The 16658-nt window shown below is 75.0% G+C and carries 14 protein-coding genes; 7 read left to right on the plus strand and 7 right to left on the minus strand.

The window, feature by feature from the left end; all coding sequences use genetic code 11:
• Nucleotides 1–501 precede the first annotated feature (501 nt).
• Nucleotides 502–1008, plus strand: a complete 507-nt coding sequence (locus EV376_RS03780) for an inorganic diphosphatase (RefSeq protein WP_130320766.1) — start codon at nucleotides 502–504, stop codon at nucleotides 1006–1008.
• Nucleotides 1009–1037: 29 nt separating this feature from the next.
• Here the strand turns inward: EV376_RS03780 and eccD are convergent, their stop codons facing one another.
• On the minus strand, nucleotides 1038–2441 hold the full coding sequence (eccD, locus tag EV376_RS03785) for a type VII secretion integral membrane protein EccD (protein WP_130320767.1): 1404 nt from the start codon (nucleotides 2439–2441) through the stop codon (nucleotides 1038–1040).
• Between the two features lie 103 nt (nucleotides 2442–2544).
• Here eccD and eccCa point away from each other — a divergent pair, with 103 nt between their 5' ends.
• The 3 genes from eccCa (at nucleotide 2545) to EV376_RS03800 (ending at nucleotide 8744) form a co-directional block, all read left to right on the plus strand.
• Nucleotides 2545–6501, plus strand: coding sequence for a type VII secretion protein EccCa (eccCa, locus tag EV376_RS03790; protein WP_130320768.1), 3957 nt, complete (start codon nucleotides 2545–2547; stop codon nucleotides 6499–6501).
• Nucleotides 6502–6575: 74 nt separating this feature from the next.
• Nucleotides 6576–7919, plus strand: coding sequence for a type VII secretion-associated serine protease mycosin (gene mycP, locus EV376_RS03795; RefSeq protein WP_130320769.1), 1344 nt, complete (start codon nucleotides 6576–6578; stop codon nucleotides 7917–7919).
• 60 nt (nucleotides 7920–7979) lie between these two features.
• Nucleotides 7980–8744: a phosphatase PAP2 family protein gene (locus tag EV376_RS03800; protein WP_130320770.1), complete on the plus strand. Its 765-nt coding sequence runs from the start codon at nucleotides 7980–7982 to the stop codon at nucleotides 8742–8744.
• Between the two features lie 15 nt (nucleotides 8745–8759).
• On the opposite strand, the gene EV376_RS03805 is transcribed toward EV376_RS03800, so the two are convergent.
• From EV376_RS03805 to EV376_RS03830, 6 genes are all read right to left on the minus strand, one after another.
• Entirely contained in the window at nucleotides 8760–9938 is a 1179-nt protein-coding gene (locus EV376_RS03805; RefSeq protein ID WP_130320771.1) for a MarP family serine protease, read from the minus strand.
• A gap of 63 nt (nucleotides 9939–10001) precedes the next feature.
• Complete coding sequence (locus EV376_RS03810; protein ID WP_130320772.1) at nucleotides 10002–10694, minus strand: NUDIX hydrolase; 693 nt, start codon at nucleotides 10692–10694, stop codon at nucleotides 10002–10004.
• Nucleotides 10695–10740: 46 nt separating this feature from the next.
• Nucleotides 10741–11346, minus strand: a complete 606-nt coding sequence (locus tag EV376_RS03815) for a TlpA disulfide reductase family protein (RefSeq protein ID WP_130320773.1) — start codon at nucleotides 11344–11346, stop codon at nucleotides 10741–10743.
• A complete protein-coding gene (nth, locus tag EV376_RS03820) occupies nucleotides 11343–12122 on the minus strand; it encodes an endonuclease III (RefSeq protein ID WP_130320774.1) in 780 nt (259 codons plus the stop codon). The genes EV376_RS03815 and nth overlap by 4 nt, the downstream gene beginning before the upstream one ends.
• A 61-nt stretch (nucleotides 12123–12183) precedes the next feature.
• Nucleotides 12184–13341, minus strand: coding sequence for a CapA family protein (locus tag EV376_RS03825; protein WP_130320775.1), 1158 nt, complete (start codon nucleotides 13339–13341; stop codon nucleotides 12184–12186).
• A gap of 56 nt (nucleotides 13342–13397) precedes the next feature.
• Nucleotides 13398–14141 (minus strand): adenosylcobinamide amidohydrolase, encoded by a 744-nt coding sequence (locus tag EV376_RS03830; protein ID WP_130320776.1) that lies wholly within the window; start codon nucleotides 14139–14141, stop codon nucleotides 13398–13400.
• A gap of 217 nt (nucleotides 14142–14358) precedes the next feature.
• On the opposite strand from EV376_RS03830, the gene EV376_RS03835 reads away from it, so the two are divergent.
• The 3 genes from EV376_RS03835 to EV376_RS03845 all read left to right on the plus strand — a co-directional run bounded on the left by EV376_RS03835 (nucleotide 14359) and on the right by EV376_RS03845 (nucleotide 16645).
• On the plus strand, nucleotides 14359–15036 hold the full coding sequence (locus EV376_RS03835) for a Crp/Fnr family transcriptional regulator (protein ID WP_088981720.1): 678 nt from the start codon (nucleotides 14359–14361) through the stop codon (nucleotides 15034–15036).
• A gap of 173 nt (nucleotides 15037–15209) precedes the next feature.
• Nucleotides 15210–15959 (plus strand): metallophosphoesterase family protein, encoded by a 750-nt coding sequence (locus EV376_RS03840; protein ID WP_130320777.1) that lies wholly within the window; start codon nucleotides 15210–15212, stop codon nucleotides 15957–15959.
• A gap of 80 nt (nucleotides 15960–16039) precedes the next feature.
• Nucleotides 16040–16645: a TetR/AcrR family transcriptional regulator gene (locus EV376_RS03845; protein ID WP_130320778.1), complete on the plus strand. Its 606-nt coding sequence runs from the start codon at nucleotides 16040–16042 to the stop codon at nucleotides 16643–16645.
• The last annotated feature ends 13 nt before the right edge of the window (nucleotides 16646–16658 follow it).

Below are 16658 nucleotides of genomic sequence, written 5' to 3' on the forward strand. Positions count from 1 at the left end.
AGCCGTTCGGGACCGGGCCGCCCCCCGGGACCGGAGCGCTACCCGAGGCCGGGCCGGTGGACGGGACGGAACCGCGGGCCGGCAGGGGACCGCCGGCCTGGTCCGGCCGGTCCAGGGCGGGGAAGCGGCCCGGGGTCGGGCCGCCCGGGGGCGACCACGGTGGTTGGGCGGGCCGGTCGTCGCCGGACCGGTCCGGCGACGAACCGTAGACGCGGCCCGGGGCCGGCGGGCGGGACGGTTGCGCGCCGGGCACCGGGACCCGCCCCGTGGCACCACCGCGACCGGATCCGCCGGTCCCCGCGCCGGCGCCCTCCTCCGGGCGGTAGTGTGAATCTTCCCTCCCCACGACCCCCTCCTCCCCCCGCGAAAATCTGCTTGGGTGACACTACTTCGGTCCGAACACTATGCGGCGGCCGGAGCGCCGGGCTGCTGTTCAGCTTGTCCGGAGACCGACGACGCCGCTGGTCCGTTGCCAGCGTGGGCAAACGAGGGAGCGTGCAGATGGATTTCGACGTCACGGTTGAGATCCCAAAGGGTCACCGCAACAAGTACGAGGTCGACCACGAGACCGGCCGGATCCGGCTGGACCGCACCCTCTTCACCTCCACGCAGTACCCGGCCGACTACGGCTTCATCGAGGGCACGCTCGGCGCGGACGGCGACCCGCTGGACGCCCTGGTGCTGGTCCCCGAGCCGACCTTCCCCGGCTGCCTGATCCGCTGCCGCACCATCGGCATGTTCCGGATGACCGACGAGAAGGGCGGCGACGACAAGGTCCTCTGCGTGCCGTACGAGGACCCCCGCCAGGAGCACCTGCGCGACATCCACCACCTCGGCGAGTTCGACCGGCTGGAGATCCAGCACTTCTTCGAGGTGTACAAGGACCTGGAGCCCGGCAAGTCCGTCGAGGGCGCGACCTGGGTCGGCCGGCAGGAGGCCGAGGCGGAGATCGTCGCGTCGTACCGGCGCGCGCGGGAGGCCGCCGAGCGCGGCGAGTCCACGCACTGACATCGACGTCGACCGGGCCCGGGGGCCGCTCAACCGAGCAGCCCCCGGGCCCGGTCGTACAGGCCGAGCACCGCGCAGGCGACCGGCACCACCGAGACCACCAGGGCGGTGTCGGCCAGGTCGGCGACCCGCCCGACATACGGTGAGACCGGCCGGCGCGCGTACGTGGCGCCGGCCGCGGCGGTGACCAGGGCCAGCACCAGTCCGCCGAGGGTCAGCGCGAGCAGCCCGCCGGCCCCGGTCCGGTCGACGAGCACGGCGCCCACCACGGCGTGACCGGCGAGACCGGCGACCACGGCCGGCACGCGGTGGCGCACCGCGACGAAGAGCCGGGCCCGCAGCAGCAGGACCGTCGCCGTGACGGCGACCAGGACCTGCCCCGCGACGCCGCCGGCGAGCCCGAGCAGCACCGCGGCCACGACGACCAGCACGGCGTGCCCGAGGAGCATCCCGGTGAGCATCTCCTCGGTGCGGGCGACCGCCGCGTGGACGCGCTCGCGGTCCGGCAGGTCCCGGGCCCGGGCGAGCCCGTCGCCGGGGGCGCCGACCGGCAGGCTGATCGGCGGCAGCGGCACCTTGCCGAGCCGGATGGCCAGCAGCGGGATCGCCCCGACCGCGAACACGAGCACGCAGAGCAGCACGGCGGCAGCGCCGGCCGGGTCGAGCACCATCCCGCCGACCGCGCCGACCGCGCCGGCGAGCCCCACCACGGTGCCGGCGACGAAGACCCGGACCCGGGTCGCCACACCGACCAGGGCGAGCACCGAGACCAGCAGCAGCGCGGTCGCGCCGGCGAGCAGCTCGGGTACGCCGAGCCAGCGCAGGCCGGGCAGCGGGCCCACCGGATCCCCGCTGCTGACCGCCAGCGCGCCGGCCACGGCGGCGAACGGCAGCGCGTACCCGCCGAGGGCGGCGCCCGCCGGGCCGTCGCCGTACGCCCGCGCGGCGGCCGTCGCGGCCAGGACGAGCAGCAGCGCGACGACGGCGGCGGCCGGCCAGCCCGCCGGGTGGCCCGGACCGCCGGCGAGCACGGCGAGCAACCCGACGGCGAGCGGGACGGCCGCGCCGGCGAGGGCGGCGACCCGGGTGGCGCCCGACGACCAGGCTCCGCCCCGCCGCCGCGCCCCGTCGGCGATCGCCTCGACCACGTCGTCGTACTCCAGTTCCGGCCACTGCGCGCGGGCCGGTACGAGGTGCAGCACCTCGCCGTCGCGGATCCCCTGCGGCAGCAGCGCCTGCGCGGTGGCCAGCGGGGCGCCGTCGCTGCGCCGCAGGATCCAGCCGCCGTGCCGCTCGCCGTCGTCGGCGAGCCCTTCACCCGCGTGACGCAGCACCTCCGGCAGCAGCTCGGCCAGCGGAACCTGCTCCGGCAGGGCCACGTCCAGCCGGCGGCGGGGCGCGTTGATGGTGACCCGGGCCAACCCGATTGTCATCGATTGATCTCCATATCGAACGGGGTTGGTGGCTGCGCGGACGACAGGACTTTACCTACCATGAGCCAGGCTCGGATCACGGAGCGCAGTCGGGAGGGAACGAGTGTCCACTGTCGTCGTCCGGCGGCCACCCCGGCCACCGGCGCCGGAGATCCCGACCGGCGAGCTGCCGGTGGCGGCCCCGCCCGAGATCCCGCCGGTCACCGGCGCCCGCTGGCAGCAGCTGCTCATGGTGTTGCCGATGCTCGGCGGCACGGTGGCGATGGCGATGATGTTCGGTCGCGGCGGGGGCACGTACTCCTACGTGGTGGGCGGGATGTTCGGGCTGTCCTCCCTGGCCATGCTGGTGACGTCCTGGGGCAGCGCCGCGGGTACCCCGAAGAAGTCGGAGATGATGGCCGCCCGGCGGGAGTACCTGCGGCACCTGAAGGGGCTGCGCCGGCGGGTCCGGGAGGCCGCCGGGCGGCAGCGGACCGGCCTCTACTACCGGCACCCCGACCCGGACCGGCTCTGGTCGACCGTCGCCAGCCACCGCGTCTGGGAACGCCGGCCCGGCGACCCCGACTTCGCGGTCGTCCGGGTCGCCGTCGGGCCGCAGACCCTGGCCACCCCGCTGGTCCCCCCGGTCACCCGGCCGCTGGAGGAGCTGGAGCCGATGACCGCCGGAGCGCTGCGCCGGTTCCTGGACGCGTACTCGGTCGTGCCCGACCTGCCGGTGGCGCTCTCGCTGCGCAGTTTCGCCCGCGTCCACGTCCGGGACACCGCCGCCGGGTCCGGCGGCCGGCCCGCCGCCGCCCAGGCGCTGATCCGGGCGATGCTCACCCAGCTCGCCGTCTTCCACGCTCCCGACGAGCTGCTGATCGCGGTGTGCGCCGGGCCGGAGCGGCGGGCCGACTGGGACTGGGTTAAGTGGCTCCCGCACGCCCACCACCCCACCCGCACCGACGCCCTCGGCCCGGTCCGGCTGGTCACCAGCGCGGCGGCCGAGCTGGAGGCGCTGCTGGACGAGGTGCTGGCGAGCCGGTCGCGGTTCAGCCCGTCCGGGCCGGCCACCGACGGTCCGCACCTGGTGGTGGTGCTCGACGGGGGCGACCTGACCGGGGCGGCCGGCCTGACCGGGGAGAGCGGCGTGGACGCGGTCACCGTCATCGACCTCGACACGCCACCGCCCCGCCTGCTCGACCGGTTCGCGCTGCTGCTCGAACTGCGATCGGACCGGCTGCACTCGCACTCCGCCGAGGGCCATGCCGAGGTCGGCACTGCCGACCGGCTGGACGTGGCCGACGCCGAGGCGGTGGCCCGCCGGTTGGCGCCGCTCCGGCTGGCCGCCGCGGTGCACGGCGGCGACGCGTCGCCGGGGGCCGAGCTGGGGCTGCTCGACCTGCTCGGCCTCGGCGAGCCGGAGAGCTTCGTCGTCGAGCAGGGTTGGGCGCCGCGCGCGCCGCGGGACCGGCTGCGGGTGCCGATCGGCGTCGGCGCCGACGGCGGCGCGACCGAGCTGGACCTGAAGGAGTCGGCGCAGGACGGGATGGGACCGCACGGCCTGCTCATCGGCGCCACCGGCTCCGGCAAGTCCGAGCTGCTCCGCACACTGGTGCTCGGGCTGGCCGCCACGCACAGCTCGGAGCAGCTCAACTTCGTGCTTGTCGACTTCAAGGGCGGGGCCACGTTCGCCTCGTTCGACCGGTTGCCGCACACCGCGGCGGTCATCACCAACCTGGCCGACGCGCTCCCGCTGGTCGACCGGATGGTCGACGCGATCAACGGCGAGCTGGTCCGTCGCCAGGAACTGCTCCGCCGGGCCGGGAACTTCGCCAGTGTGCGCGACTACGAGCGGGCCCGGGCCGCCGGCACGCCGCTCGCGCCGCTGCCGTCGCTGCTGCTCGTGTGCGACGAGTTCTCCGAACTACTGTCCGCCAAGCCCGACTTCATCGACCTGTTCGTGCAGATCGGCCGCCTGGGCCGGTCCCTCGGCGTACACCTCCTGCTGGCGTCGCAGCGCCTGGAGGAGGGCCGGCTGCGCGGTCTGGACACCCACCTGTCGTACCGGATCGGGTTGCGGACCTTCTCGGCCCTGGAGTCCCGGACGGTGCTCGGCGTGCCCGACGCCCACGAGCTGCCCCGCTCGCCCGGGCACGGCTACCTGCGCTCCGGCACCGATCCGCTGGTCCGCTTCAAGGCCGCGTACGTCTCCGGCCCGGTCCGCCGGCGCGCGGCGGCACCGGGTGGCGACGTCCCCGGGGCGCCCCGGATCCGCCCGTTCACCTCGCACCTCGTTCCCGTCCCGGAGCCGGTCGGCCCGCCGGCCCTGCCCTCGACCGAGGAGGAGGGCGGCACGACCCTGCTGGACCTGCTGGTCGGGCGCCTGGCCGGGCAGGGCCCGCCGGCGCACCAGGTCTGGCTGCCGCCACTCGGCGACCCGCCGGCGCTGGACGAGCTGCTCGGCCCGGCCACCGTCGACCCGGTGCGCGGCCTCACCGTCGGCAACCCGGAGCTGCACGGCGGGCTCCAGGTGCCGGTGGCCACCGTGGACAAGCCCTTCGAGCAGCGACGGGACCTGCTGTGGCTGGCCCTGGACGGCGCGGCCGGGCACGTCGCGGTGGTCGGGGCGCCACAGAGCGGCAAGTCGACGGCGCTGCGCACGCTCATCTGCGCGCTGGCGCTCACCCACACGCCGGCCGAGGTGCAGGCGTACTGCCTCGACTTCGGCGGCGGCGGCCTGACCGCGCTGCGGGAGCTGCCCCACGTCGGCGGTGTGGCCGGCCGCGCCGACCCGACGGCCGTCCGGCGGACCGTCGGCGAGGTCGCCACGCTGCTGGCCGACCGGGAGCGCCGCTTCGCCGACCTCGGGGTGGAGTCGATGGCCGCGTGGCGGCAGCGGCGGGCCGCCCTGGCCGGCACCGACCAGGCGGCCGTCGACCCGTTCGGCGACGTGTTCCTGGTGGTCGACGGCTGGGCCACGCTGCGCGGCGAGTACGACGACCTGGAGCCGTTGATCACCGACCTGGCCACCCGTGGCCTGTCGTACGGGGTGCACGTGGTCGGGACGGCCGTGCGTTGGCTGGACTTCCGGCCGGCGATCCGGGACCTCTTCGGCTCACGGTTGGAGCTGCGCCTCGGCGACCCGGTGGATTCGCTGGTCGCCCGGCGCGCCGCGGCGAACGTGCCGGAGCAGACCCCCGGCCGGGGGATCACCGCCGAGAGCCTGCACTTCCTCACCGCCCTGCCGCACCTCACCGCCGGCGCCGACACCGCCGACCTGGTCAAGCGCGTCGCCGCCGGGTGGCGCGGCCCGGCCGCCCCGCCGGTGCGGCTGCTGCCGCCGGTGCTGCCGTACGCCGACCTGGACCCCACGGCCGCCACCGGGCTGCGGATCCCGGTCGGCGTCGCCGAGGCGGACCTGCGCCCGGTGCTGCTGGACTTCGCGACCGAGCCGCATTTCGTGGTCTTCGGCGACGCGGAGTGCGGCAAGTCCGCCTTCCTCCGCGCCCTGGCCACCTCGATCATGACCCGGTTCACGCCGGAGCAGGCCCGGCTGATCCTGGTGGACTACCGACGCAGCCTGGTGGATCTCACCGGCTCGGCGCACGTCATCGGCTACGGCACGGCGGCCGCGCACACCACCGACCTGATCGAGTCGGCCGCCGGTTACCTGCAGGCCCGGGCGCCGGGCCCGGAGGTGACCCCGGCCCAGTTGCGGGAGCGGTCCTGGTGGACCGGGCCGGAGCTGTTCGTGCTGGTCGACGACTACGACCTGGTCGCGAGCGGCCCGGCGAACCCGTTGCGGGCGCTGGAGGAGCACCTGCCGCACGCGCGGGACGTGGGGCTGCACCTGGTGGTCGCCCGCCGCACCGGCGGCGCGGGGCGGGCGCAGTACGAGCCGATCGCCCAGCGGCTCCGCGAACTGTCGACCGCGGGTCTGGTGATGGCGGGCAGCCCGGACGAGGGCGCTCTGGTCGGTCCCGTACGCCCCGGACCGCTGCCACCGGGCCGCGGGCGGCTGGTCACCCGACGCGAGGGCGTACGGCTGGTGCAGCTCGCCCATCTGCCGCCGCCGTGACCGGACTCGCCGGAACGTCCCGTAGCGGGCCCGGGAACCGGTAATCTCCCATCGTTGTGTTCGTGTCGAGGTGAATGGCCGGGGATGTGACCAGGGTGCGGCGAAGCGGCGCCTCCGCCGGGCGGCGGGGTGCCGGCCGGGCGTTGCTCGGGCTCGCCGCCGTCGCCGCGGCCGTCGCCGTACCCGTCGCGCCGGCCGCCGCCGGGCCGGAGCCCACCGGGCCGGTCGCCGCGTCCGTGACAGGCGACGGTGGCTGGTCACCGGTCCACGCTCCGGATCGGACCACGCGCCCCGACCAGATCCGCGACGAGCAGTGGCAGCTGGACGAGCTGCGGGCCAGCACCGCGTGGCGCACCTCCACCGGTTCCGGGGTGATCGTCGCGGTCATCGACTCCGGTGTGGACGGCTCGCACCCGGATCTGGTCGGCCGGGTGCTGCCCGGTCTGGACCTGGTGTCGCCCGAGGGGGCCGCCGAGCCGGATCCGGTCGGTCACGGCACCACCGTGGCCGGGCTGATCGCCGGCCGCAACGACGACAAGGAGGGCGTGGTCGGCCTCGCCCCGGACGCGCGGATCCTGCCGGTGCGGGTACTCGACGCCGACAACCGCTACGACGACGCCTTGGTCGTCGCGAAGGGCGTGCGCTGGGCCGTCGACAACGGCGCCCGGGTGATCAACCTGTCGCTCGGCGGGAGCAGCGACAGTCCGGCGTTGGCCGCCGCGCTGGACTACGCGTTCGCCCGGGACGTGGTGGTCGTCGCCTGTACCGGCAACGTGGCCACCTCGACCAACAAGAAGGTGTGGTACCCGGCGCGGGAGCCCGGGGTGCTCGCGGTGTCCGGGCTGGACCGGGACAGCGAGCACCTGTGGTCCGGCGCGATCACCGGCCGGCAGACGGTGCTCACCGCGCCCGCCACCGGGCTGGTCGGCGCCCGTCCGCCGGAGGGGTACTGGCGGGTGCAGGGCACCAGCTTCGCCGCACCCCTGGTCGCGGCCACCGCCGCGCTGGTGCGGGCCCGGTACCCGCAGATGTCCGCCGGTGACGTGGTCAACCGCCTGCTGGTCACCGCCCGCGACATCGGCCCCACCGGGCGGGACGATCGCTTCGGGTACGGGCTGGTGGACCCGGTCGCGGCGTTGACCGCCGAGGTGGAGCCGGTCGGGCGCAACCCGCTGGACGACCAGTCCTCGCCCGGGGTGGTCGGCTTCGGCCCGGCACCGGGAACGGCCGACGGCGACGCCAACCGCGAGGCGCTGGGCCTCGACCCGCCGCAGCAACAGACCCGGTGGTCGGCGCAGCCGGCCGGCGCCGAGCACGACTCCACCTCGGAGCGCCTGTGGACCGGGGTGGCACTTGCCGTCGCGCTGCTCACCGGCACCGCGCTGGTGGTGCGCCGGTTCCGCCAGCCGGGTCGCTGACCGCTCCCGATTCCGCGGAGGCGGGACTGACGAGGCGACGTTCCGGGTAGAACGGACGTCATGACCGCGCCCGGCTCCCGTACCCTCGGCCTGCCGTCCCGGCCGTCGTGGCGCGACCGCCGCCTGCACCCCGACCACGCGCGGGGCCTGCGGCTGACCCTCGCGGCGGCGGCCGCGTTCCTGGTGCTGGTGCCGTTCGCGCTGATCGCGCTGCTCGTGCTGTCGTCCTGGCCACCGCTGCGGCGGCTGGATCTCGCGGTGACCGACGCGCTCGTCGGTCACGGCCTGGAGAACCCGTCCTGGGTCCGGCTCCTGACCGTCTGGACCGACGTGTTCGGGCCGATGCCGCTGCGGTTGGGCGCGCTGGTGCTGGTGGTCTGGCTGGTCCGGCGCGGGGCCCGGCAGCTCGCGCTCTGGGTGGCCACCACCATGACCGTCGGCGGGCTGCTGGGGCCACTGCTCAAGCTGACCGTCGGGCGCTCCCGGCCGGACTTTCCGGAGCCGCTGGCGCGGGCGGTCGGACTGGCGTTCCCGTCCGGGCACGCCCTGAACGCAACGCTGGCCGCCGGCGTGCTGCTGGTGGTCTTCCTGCCCCGGGCGGGCCGGCCCGGCGGACGGTACGCGGTCTGGGCGGCGGCGCTCCTGCTGGCCGTGGTGACCGGGTTCAGCCGGGTCGCCCTCGGCGTGCACTGGACCAGCGACGTGGTGGCCGGCTGGCTGCTCGGCACCGCCGTCGTGTCCGCGACCGCCGCCGCGTTCACCGTCTGGCGGACCACCCCGCCCGCGGCCGGTCCACCGGGTCGGGCCGGCACGTCCGACGGCTGACCGGGCGGGCCCGGGTCAGGTGCACGCCCCGGTGGCGACGGAGCGGGTGCGCTCGGCTCCGGCCAGGGCGACCGGGCGGGCCTCGGCGGCGGTCACCGCGAAGCCGGTGTTCGGGTCGTCGGCCGCCGCCGCGAAGATCACCCCGAGGACCAGGCCGTTCGAGGACACCAGCGGACCGCCGGAATTGCCGCTCTGCACGAGGGCCCGGATCGTGTAGATCTCCCGGGTCACGTTGCCGGCGGAGTAGATGTCCGGTCCGGTGATCCGGTCGACGTCCCGGATCCGCGCCGACTGCGCGTTGTACGGGCCGTCGAGCGGGAAGCCGAGCACGATGGCGTCCGCCCCGCTGCCCGCGTTGCCGGCGGCGAACCGCATCGACGGGCCGGGCAGCCCGGGCGCGTACAGCACAGCCAGGTCCCGGTCCGGGTCGTACACGACCACCCGGGCGTCGTACCGGTCGCCGTTGAGCTCCACGACCGTCGAGCGGGTGCCGGCCACCACGTGCGCGTTGGTCATCACCCGGTCGTCGGCGTACACGAAGCCGGAGCCCTCGATCCGGCGGGAGCAGCTCGGTGCGGAGCCGAGCACCTTGACCACCGACCGCCGGCTGTTGGCGACCACCTGCGAGCCGGCGAGGGCCGGGTCGGGCGGGGCGACCTGCCGGGCGCGGGTGGGCGCCAGGTCACCGAAGACGTCGGGGAAGCCGTTCGTGTCGACCGTGTCCCGCAGTGCGGTGGACAGCTCCTGCGCCCGGTCGGGCAGCACCCGGTCCACCACGGTGAGCAGCGCGCTGTTGCGGACCGAGGAGGCCAGCCACGGCAGCGACGACGAGCCCAGCGGCACCGCCACCAGCCAGGCGACCAGGAGCACGGCGAACAGCGAGACGAACGCGCCGCCGATGTCGTCCGCCTGCCGCCCGGCTTCGCTGGTGATGGTGCGGCGCAGGTGGGAGCCGAGCCAGCCGGCGAGCGCCTGGCCGAGCACCGCCAGCCCGAAGACCGCCACCAGTGAGATCAGCACCCGGGTGCCGCTGTCGAGGAACTGCTGCGCGAGCAGCGGCCCGACCTGCAGACCGACGAGGGCTCCGAGGAAGAAGCCGGAGAACGACAACACCCCGATGACGAAGCCCTGGCGGTATCCGCTGATCGCGAACACGAGCATGAGCAACAGCAGTACGAGATCCACGGCGGACACGCGTCAAGCGTACGGGCAGCGCGCCCGCGAGATGACCATCGCCAGCGGAAGGTGACCGCGGAGTCAGCGCACGGCGCTCTCGTCCACCTCGTCGGTGCCGGCCGACGGAGCCGGGCTGGCGCCGACCGGTGGGAGGTCGACCAGCCGTCCCCGGTGCCAGGGGCGGGCCCAGCCGCCCATCTCCAGCAGGGCGGAGAGCACTCCGGCGGTGAAGCCCCAGACGAGCATGCCGCGCACCGAGAAGGCCGGCCCGATCCAGCCGCTGGGGTGGCGTACGCGCACCCGGTTCTCCGGGTCGACCAGTTCGGCGATCGGCAGCCGGGCCACGTGGGCGACCTCGGCCGGTTCCCGGGGGTGCACCGGATGCGGCGCGTGCCACCAGCCCAGCACCGGGGTCACCACGAACTCGCTGACCGGGATCCACAGCTTCGGCAGCTCGGCGAGCACGGTCACGCTCGCCGGGTCGAGGCCGACCTCCTCGTTCGCCTCGCGCAGGGCCGTCGCGGAGGCGTCCGCGTCCTCCGGGTCGGCGGCGCCGCCGGGGAACGCCGGCTGGCCGGCATGGGTGCGCAGCGTGGCGGCCCGCTGGAGGATCAGCACGTCGGGGCCGGTGCCGGACGCCTCGCCGAGGAGCACCAGCACGGCGCTCTCCCGCCCGCCGCGTTCCGGCGTGGTCAGCCGGGTGAAGTCCTCGGTGCGGGCGCTGCCGAGCCGGGTCAGCAGCGGATCGAGCCAGGGTGGCGGCTGTCGGGTCACGCCGGCACCGCCCTCCCGCGCCGGGCCTTCGACGGTCGCGCTCCGGTCACGCCGGCACCGCCACACCCAGGTGCTCGCGGACCAGCTCGGCGAGGCGGGCGTCGTCGAGCGCACCGGAGGCGTCGACGTGCCGGATCCGGCCGTCGCCGTCGACGAGGACGGTCAGCGGGATCGCGTTGCGGCCGAGCGCCCGTTGCAGCGACTCGCCCTGGTCGACCAGGCTCGGGAACCGGACGCCGAAGTCCTCGCCGATGGACTGGGCGCCGGCGCGCGTGTCCCGCGTGTTGACCCCGAGCACCGTCAGCCGGCCCTCGGCCCGGTCGCTGAGCCGCTGGAACGCGGGCAGTTCGGTGCGGCAGGGAGCGCACCAGGAGGCCCACAGGTTGATCACGGCAGGGCCCTTGACCTCCCGCAGGGCGACCGGTGCGCCACCGGTGAAGCAGGTCAGCGTCAGCTCCGGCAGGGGGTCGCCGCCCGGGGCGGCACTCGGCGCGCCGGACGGCGCCGTGGTGAGGCGGGCGCAGTCCTGGAAGGGGGACGGCCGGCTCTGCGCCGCGCTCTCCCGGGCGGTCGGGGCCTCCTCCCCGCCGCCGGTGCAGCCCACCAGCGCGAGCAGGACCGGGACGAGCAGGGCGGCGAGCCGGGTCCTCACGGTGCCTCCGCCTTGACCGCCTGGACCGGCACCAGCTCCGGATCGACCCCGGCGGCCGCCGCCAGGTCCCGGGCGCGCGGGCCCTTGAGCAGCTTCGCGGCCGCCGCCGGCTCGGTCGGGCCGGTGCCGTACGACGGGCAGAGCTTCGCGAGTGTGCACGCCCCGCAGGCCGGCTTCCGGGCGTGGCAGACCCGCCGCCCGTGGAAGATGATCCGGTGCGACAGCATCGTCCAGTCGCGCTTCGGGTAGAGCGCTCCGATCGCGTGCTCGATCTTGACCGGGTCGGTCTCGGCGGTCAGCCGCCACCGCTGCACCAGCCGCTGGAAGTGCGTGTCGACGGTGATCCCGGGCACGTCGAAGGCGTTGCCGAGGATGACGTTGGCGGTCTTCCGGCCGATCCCGGGCAGGGTCACCAGATCGGCGAGCTTGCCCGGCACCCGGCCGTCGTACCGCTCGACCAGTGCCTGGCCCAGCTTGATCAGGGAGTCGGTCTTGTTGCGGTAGAAGCCGGTGGGCCGGATCAGCTCCTCCAGCTCCGCCCGGTCGGCGGCGGCGTAGTCGGCCGCCCGCGGGTAGCGCGCGAACAGCTTCGGGGTGACCTCGTTGACCTTCTTGTCCGTGCACTGCGCGGAGAGGATCGTCGCGACGGCCAGCTCCAGCGGGTTGGAGTGGTTGAGCTCACAGTGCGCGTCGGGGTGGGTCTCGGTCAGCACCCGCCCGATCCGCCGGGCGCGGCGCGTCCGCCCGAGGTCGGTCTCGGTGAAGCTCGTGGTCACGCGGGCCAGCCTACGTCGCCGGCCCGACAGACTGTCGGGGCACGCTCCGACGTCGGGACGCTCAGCCCTCGTCGGGTGGGCTGATCTTCCCGGCGTCGTCGAGGACCGCCCCGGTCTTCGGGAAGTCCCGGCCGCTCAGCTCCCGCACCAGCGTCAGGCCGCGGTCGTCCCGGTCCATCGTCGGCAGTCCGGCCCCGTTCATGTAGGTCGAGGTGAACGACCCGCCGGCCCAGGTGCCGTCCGGCTTGAGCGACACCTTCAGCACGCCGCCCCAGCCGAGCCGGCCGCTGTTGTTGAGCATCTTCCCGCCGCCGGCGAAGTTTCCCAGGCTGTACGCGATCAGCCGGCCCTGGTAGAACTCCATCCCCCGCAGCACGTGCGGGCCGTGACCGACGATGAGGTCGGCCCCGGCGTCGATCATCGCCTTGGCGAACCGGACCGGGTCGCCCCGGTTCTCGCCGAGGTACAGCTCGGTGCCCGGCTTCACCCGGGTCTTGTCGGCGCCCTCGGCGCCCATGTGCACCTGCACCACGACCAGGTCCGCCTGCTCGGCCGCCTCGGCGACGACCTCCTTCGCGGCCGGGATGTCGGTGAGCGGGTTCGACCACGGGTACGACGAGAAGCCGGCGACCGCGACCTTGACGCCCTGCACGTCGACGACCGTGATCTGGCCGGGTGCCCCGGTGTGCGCGAGCTCGTACTTCTCGAGCGCAACCTGCGTGTTCTGGTAGCCCTTCGCGCCGTAGTCGTGGCCGTGGTTGTTGGCCTGGTTGAGCAGGTCGAAGCCGGCGTCGCGCAGGTGTGCCGCGTACTCCGGCGGGGCGCGGAACTGGAAGCAGCGGGTGGAGTTGGCCCCGCACTTGCCGGTGCCGGTGTCGGCGGTGAGCGGCTCCTCCAGGTTGCCCATCACCAGGTCGGCGGCGAGCGCCTTCTGCACGTCGTCGAAGAAGCCCTTGCCGTTGTTCGCCGGCAGCCGGTTGGGGGCGTTGCCCATGATGATGTCGCCGGTCGCGGAGAGGGAGATCGCCGCGGCCTCCGACGGCTCGGCCGAGGGGACCGGGGCGCCGGTGGCGCCACCGCCGATGCCGGGCTGCCAGATCCCGCCGGACCTCGGCTCGGCGCCGCCGCAGCCCGCCGCGAGCAGGACGGCGACCAGCACGCCGACCGCCGGCAGCAACCGGCGAAGCGGACGGGACCTGAGGGGGGTGGCAGCGTACATCGCCCGCGACCCTACCGGGAGGTGGACGCGCCGACGAGGCCCGATCGGACAGATGTTCAGGTTTCCGGTCGGTCCGACCACGGCACCACGGTGCCGGCGCCGCCGTGCGTGACGGCCGCGTGCACCGCCCGGGCCAGCGGGGATCCCCAGATGGAGCGGGGGCCGCCGTACGCCGCCGCCGGCCCGTCGGCCGGGCAGAGGACGGTGACCGCGTCGGTCGGGGTGCCGGTGCCGGGCACGCCCAGCTCGGCGAGCGCCTGCGCCTTCGCCTCGGTGGCCGTGGCCACCGCGTTGACCAGGGCGGCGGGACCGAGCCGGGCCGGCACGTACGCCACGATGTTGACCGTGCCGACCCGCTCCACGAGCGCGGTCCGCGCGTCGGCCGCTGCGGCTGCCGGCTCGGCCGCATCGGTCGCTGTCGTTGTCGCTCTCGCTGCCGCTGCCGCTGCCGCTGCCGGATGCTCCGCGGCCCAGACCGGGGTGCCGAGCCCGACCGTCGCCCAGACCCGGATGCCGCCGTCGTCCCGGGCCACCACCTCGGCGACGTCCACCCCGGTCAGCAGGCCCACCCCGGGCCCGTCGAGGCCGAGCCGGTCGGCCAGTTCGGCCAGGTGGTCGGCCGGGTCGTCCCGGTCGTACGACATCGGCACGGTCGCGTTGACGACCCAGTGCCGTACGCCCAGCCCGCCGCCGAGCGGCGCGGAGCTCACGGTCAGTAGCGGACGGCTGGCCCGCCAGACCAGCATCGGGACGTCCCGCCCGGCCTCGCGGCGGGTGGTCAAAGACGGCTCGTTCAGCACGTGGCGACCCTACGACCTGCGGTTCCGGCCGGCGTGCCGCCCTCGGGCGGGCGCGCGATCATAGCCCCTGATCACGTCGGTTGCGTTACGCCCAACGATCAAGATTCCAGGGGTGCACCTCGGATAACCGCTCAGGTGCGCCTAGACTGGCGACGCGCGAGGGATCAGCGGACGGCGGACCCGGCCGACACACGGCACGCGCAGGCGGAGGTGCGCGATGGACGAGGTACTGGCCCGCAGCGGGATCTTCCAGGGCGTCGACCCGGAGGCTGCCGAAGCGCTCGCCAAGGAGATGGAGACGCTCGAGGTCCGGAAGGGCGAGGTCGTCTTCAACGAGGGCGAGCCCGGCGACAGCCTCTACATCCTGCTGTCCGGCAAGATCAAGGTCGGCCGCCGGGCGGCGGACGGCCGGCAGAACCTGATCGCGGTCATGGGGCCGTCGGACATGGTCGGCGAGCTGTCGCTCTTCGACCCGGGTCCGCGTACGGCGACCGCCACCGCGGTGACCGACACCCGCCTGGTCCGGCTGCGCAAGCAGGCGCTGCGCCCCTGGCTGAACAACCGGCCCGAGATCGCCGAGCAGCTGCTTCGGGTGCTGGCCCGCCGCCTGCGCCGCACGAACGACTCGCTGGCCGACCTGATCTTCACCGACGTCCCCGGCCGGGTCGCGAAGAACCTGCTCCAGATGGCCGGCCGGTTCGGCACCCGCGACGGCGGCGTGCTCCGGGTGACCCACGACCTGACCCAGGAGGAGATCGCCCAGCTGGTCGGCGCCTCCCGCGAGACGGTCAACAAGGCCCTCGCCGACTTCGCCTCGCGGGGCTGGCTGCGCCTGGACGGCAAGAGCATCATCATCCTCGACCCGGAGCGCCTGGCCCGCCGCGCCCGCGTCTGACCGAGCCGCCCACTTCACCGCCGATCATGGACTTGTGGTGGCCGCTTCGCCCCCATAAGTAGCTTTCGTCAGGCACCACAACGCCATGATCGACAGGACGCGTAGCGCGCGGGACGGTCTGCCGGTAGCAGAATGCGTGGACGGGTAGGGCGGATGCCGTGCAGGGTGGGCTGATGCTGGACCGGGTCGCCGTCCTCTCCGACATCCATGGCGCGCTGCCGGCGCTGGAGGCCGTACTGGCCGAGCCGGACGTGTCCGCCGCCGACCTGATCGTGCTGCTCGGTGACATCGCGAACGGCCCGCAGCCGGTCGAGGTGCTGGACCTGCTGGGCACGCTCGGGGACCGCGCGTGCTGGGTCGGCGGCAACGGTGAGCGGGAACTGGTCTCGGCCCACGCCGGCCAGGCCGCCTCGTACGACGTCTCGAACTGGGCGGCGACCCAGCTCCGCGAGGACCACGTCGCCCGGCTGGCCGATCTGCCGTTGACCGTCACCCTGGACGTCGCCGGGCTCGGCCCGGCCCTCTTCTGCCACGCCACGCCCCGGGACGACGAGGAGGTCGTCCTGGTCGATTCCCGGCTGGAGCGCTGGGCGGAGGTGTTCGCCGGTGTGCCAGCCGAGGTCCGCACGGTCGTCTGCGGGCACACGCACATGCCGTTCACCCGCCTGTTCGACCGCCGGCTGGTCGTCAACCCGGGCAGCGTCGGCATGCCGTACGGCGGCCCGGGCGCGTACTGGGCCCTGCTCGGGCCGGGCGTACAGCTCCGCCGCACCGCGTTCGACGTGGACGCCGCCTGCGCCCGGGTTGCCGCCGAGTCGAGCTATCCGGACGCCGCCGCCTGGGCCGACGAGTACCTGCGCTCGGAACACTCCGACATGGCCGCCCTCGCCGTCTTCGCCCCCCGCGACGGCCGCGCCACCTGAGCGGGTCGAAGGCGGCGTGAAGGGCTTCCGCAGAAAAAGTCAGGCTTGACTGTTTGTTTCGAGGGCGGCAGGCTGGGACCGTGCCCGCCGCATCGACCCGCGTCCCCCAGCAGGAGCGCAGCCGCGCCACCCAGGCCCGCCTGCTCGAGGCGACCGTGGAGTGCCTGGTCGAGCACGGCTGGTCCGGCACCACCACCACGGTCGTGGCCGCCCGGGCCGGCGTCTCCCGGGGCGCCCAGCTGCACCACTACCCGACCAAGGCGGCGCTGGTCACCGCCGCCGTCGAGCACCTGGCCGAGCGCCGGGCCGAGGAGCTGCGCACCGAGGCCGAAGCCCTACCGGCCGGCCCGCGGCGCCTCGACCGGGTGGTCGACCTGCTCGCCGCCGCCTTCACCGGGCCGCTCTTCGTCGCCGCCCTGGAGCTGTGGGTCGCCGCCCGCACCGACCCCGAGCTGCGCCGGGCGCTGGTGCCGCTGGAGGCCAAGGTCGGCCGGGAGATGCACCGGCTGACCGTCGCGCTGCTCGAAGTCGACGAGCGCCGGCCCGGCGTACGCGAGGCGGTGCAGGCCACCCTCGACCTGCTCCGCGGCCTGGGCGTGGCGAACCTGCTCAGCGACGACTCCGCCCGCCGCACCGCCCTGCTCGCCACCTGGAAACGCCAACTCGCCCACCTGCTCACCCCCTGACGCACGGCCCCTG

The sequence above is a fragment of the Micromonospora sp. CNZ295 genome, from assembly GCF_004217535.1.

Excerpts from the sequence above, each read along its gene's own strand:
- EV376_RS03780 (WP_130320766.1), top strand. The coding sequence starts at position 502 with ATGGATTTCGACGTCACGGTTGAGATCCCAAAGGGTCACCGCAACAAG.
- eccD (WP_130320767.1), bottom strand. The coding sequence starts at position 2,441 with ATGACAATCGGGTTGGCCCGGGTCACCATCAACGCGCCCCGCCGCCGG.
- mycP (WP_130320769.1), top strand. The coding sequence starts at position 6,576 with ATGGCCGGGGATGTGACCAGGGTGCGGCGAAGCGGCGCCTCCGCCGGG.
- EV376_RS03800 (WP_130320770.1), top strand. The coding sequence starts at position 7,980 with ATGACCGCGCCCGGCTCCCGTACCCTCGGCCTGCCGTCCCGGCCGTCG.
- EV376_RS03825 (WP_130320775.1), bottom strand. The coding sequence starts at position 13,341 with ATGTACGCTGCCACCCCCCTCAGGTCCCGTCCGCTTCGCCGGTTGCTG.
- EV376_RS03835 (WP_088981720.1), top strand. The coding sequence starts at position 14,359 with ATGGACGAGGTACTGGCCCGCAGCGGGATCTTCCAGGGCGTCGACCCG.
- EV376_RS03840 (WP_130320777.1), top strand. The coding sequence starts at position 15,210 with ATGCTGGACCGGGTCGCCGTCCTCTCCGACATCCATGGCGCGCTGCCG.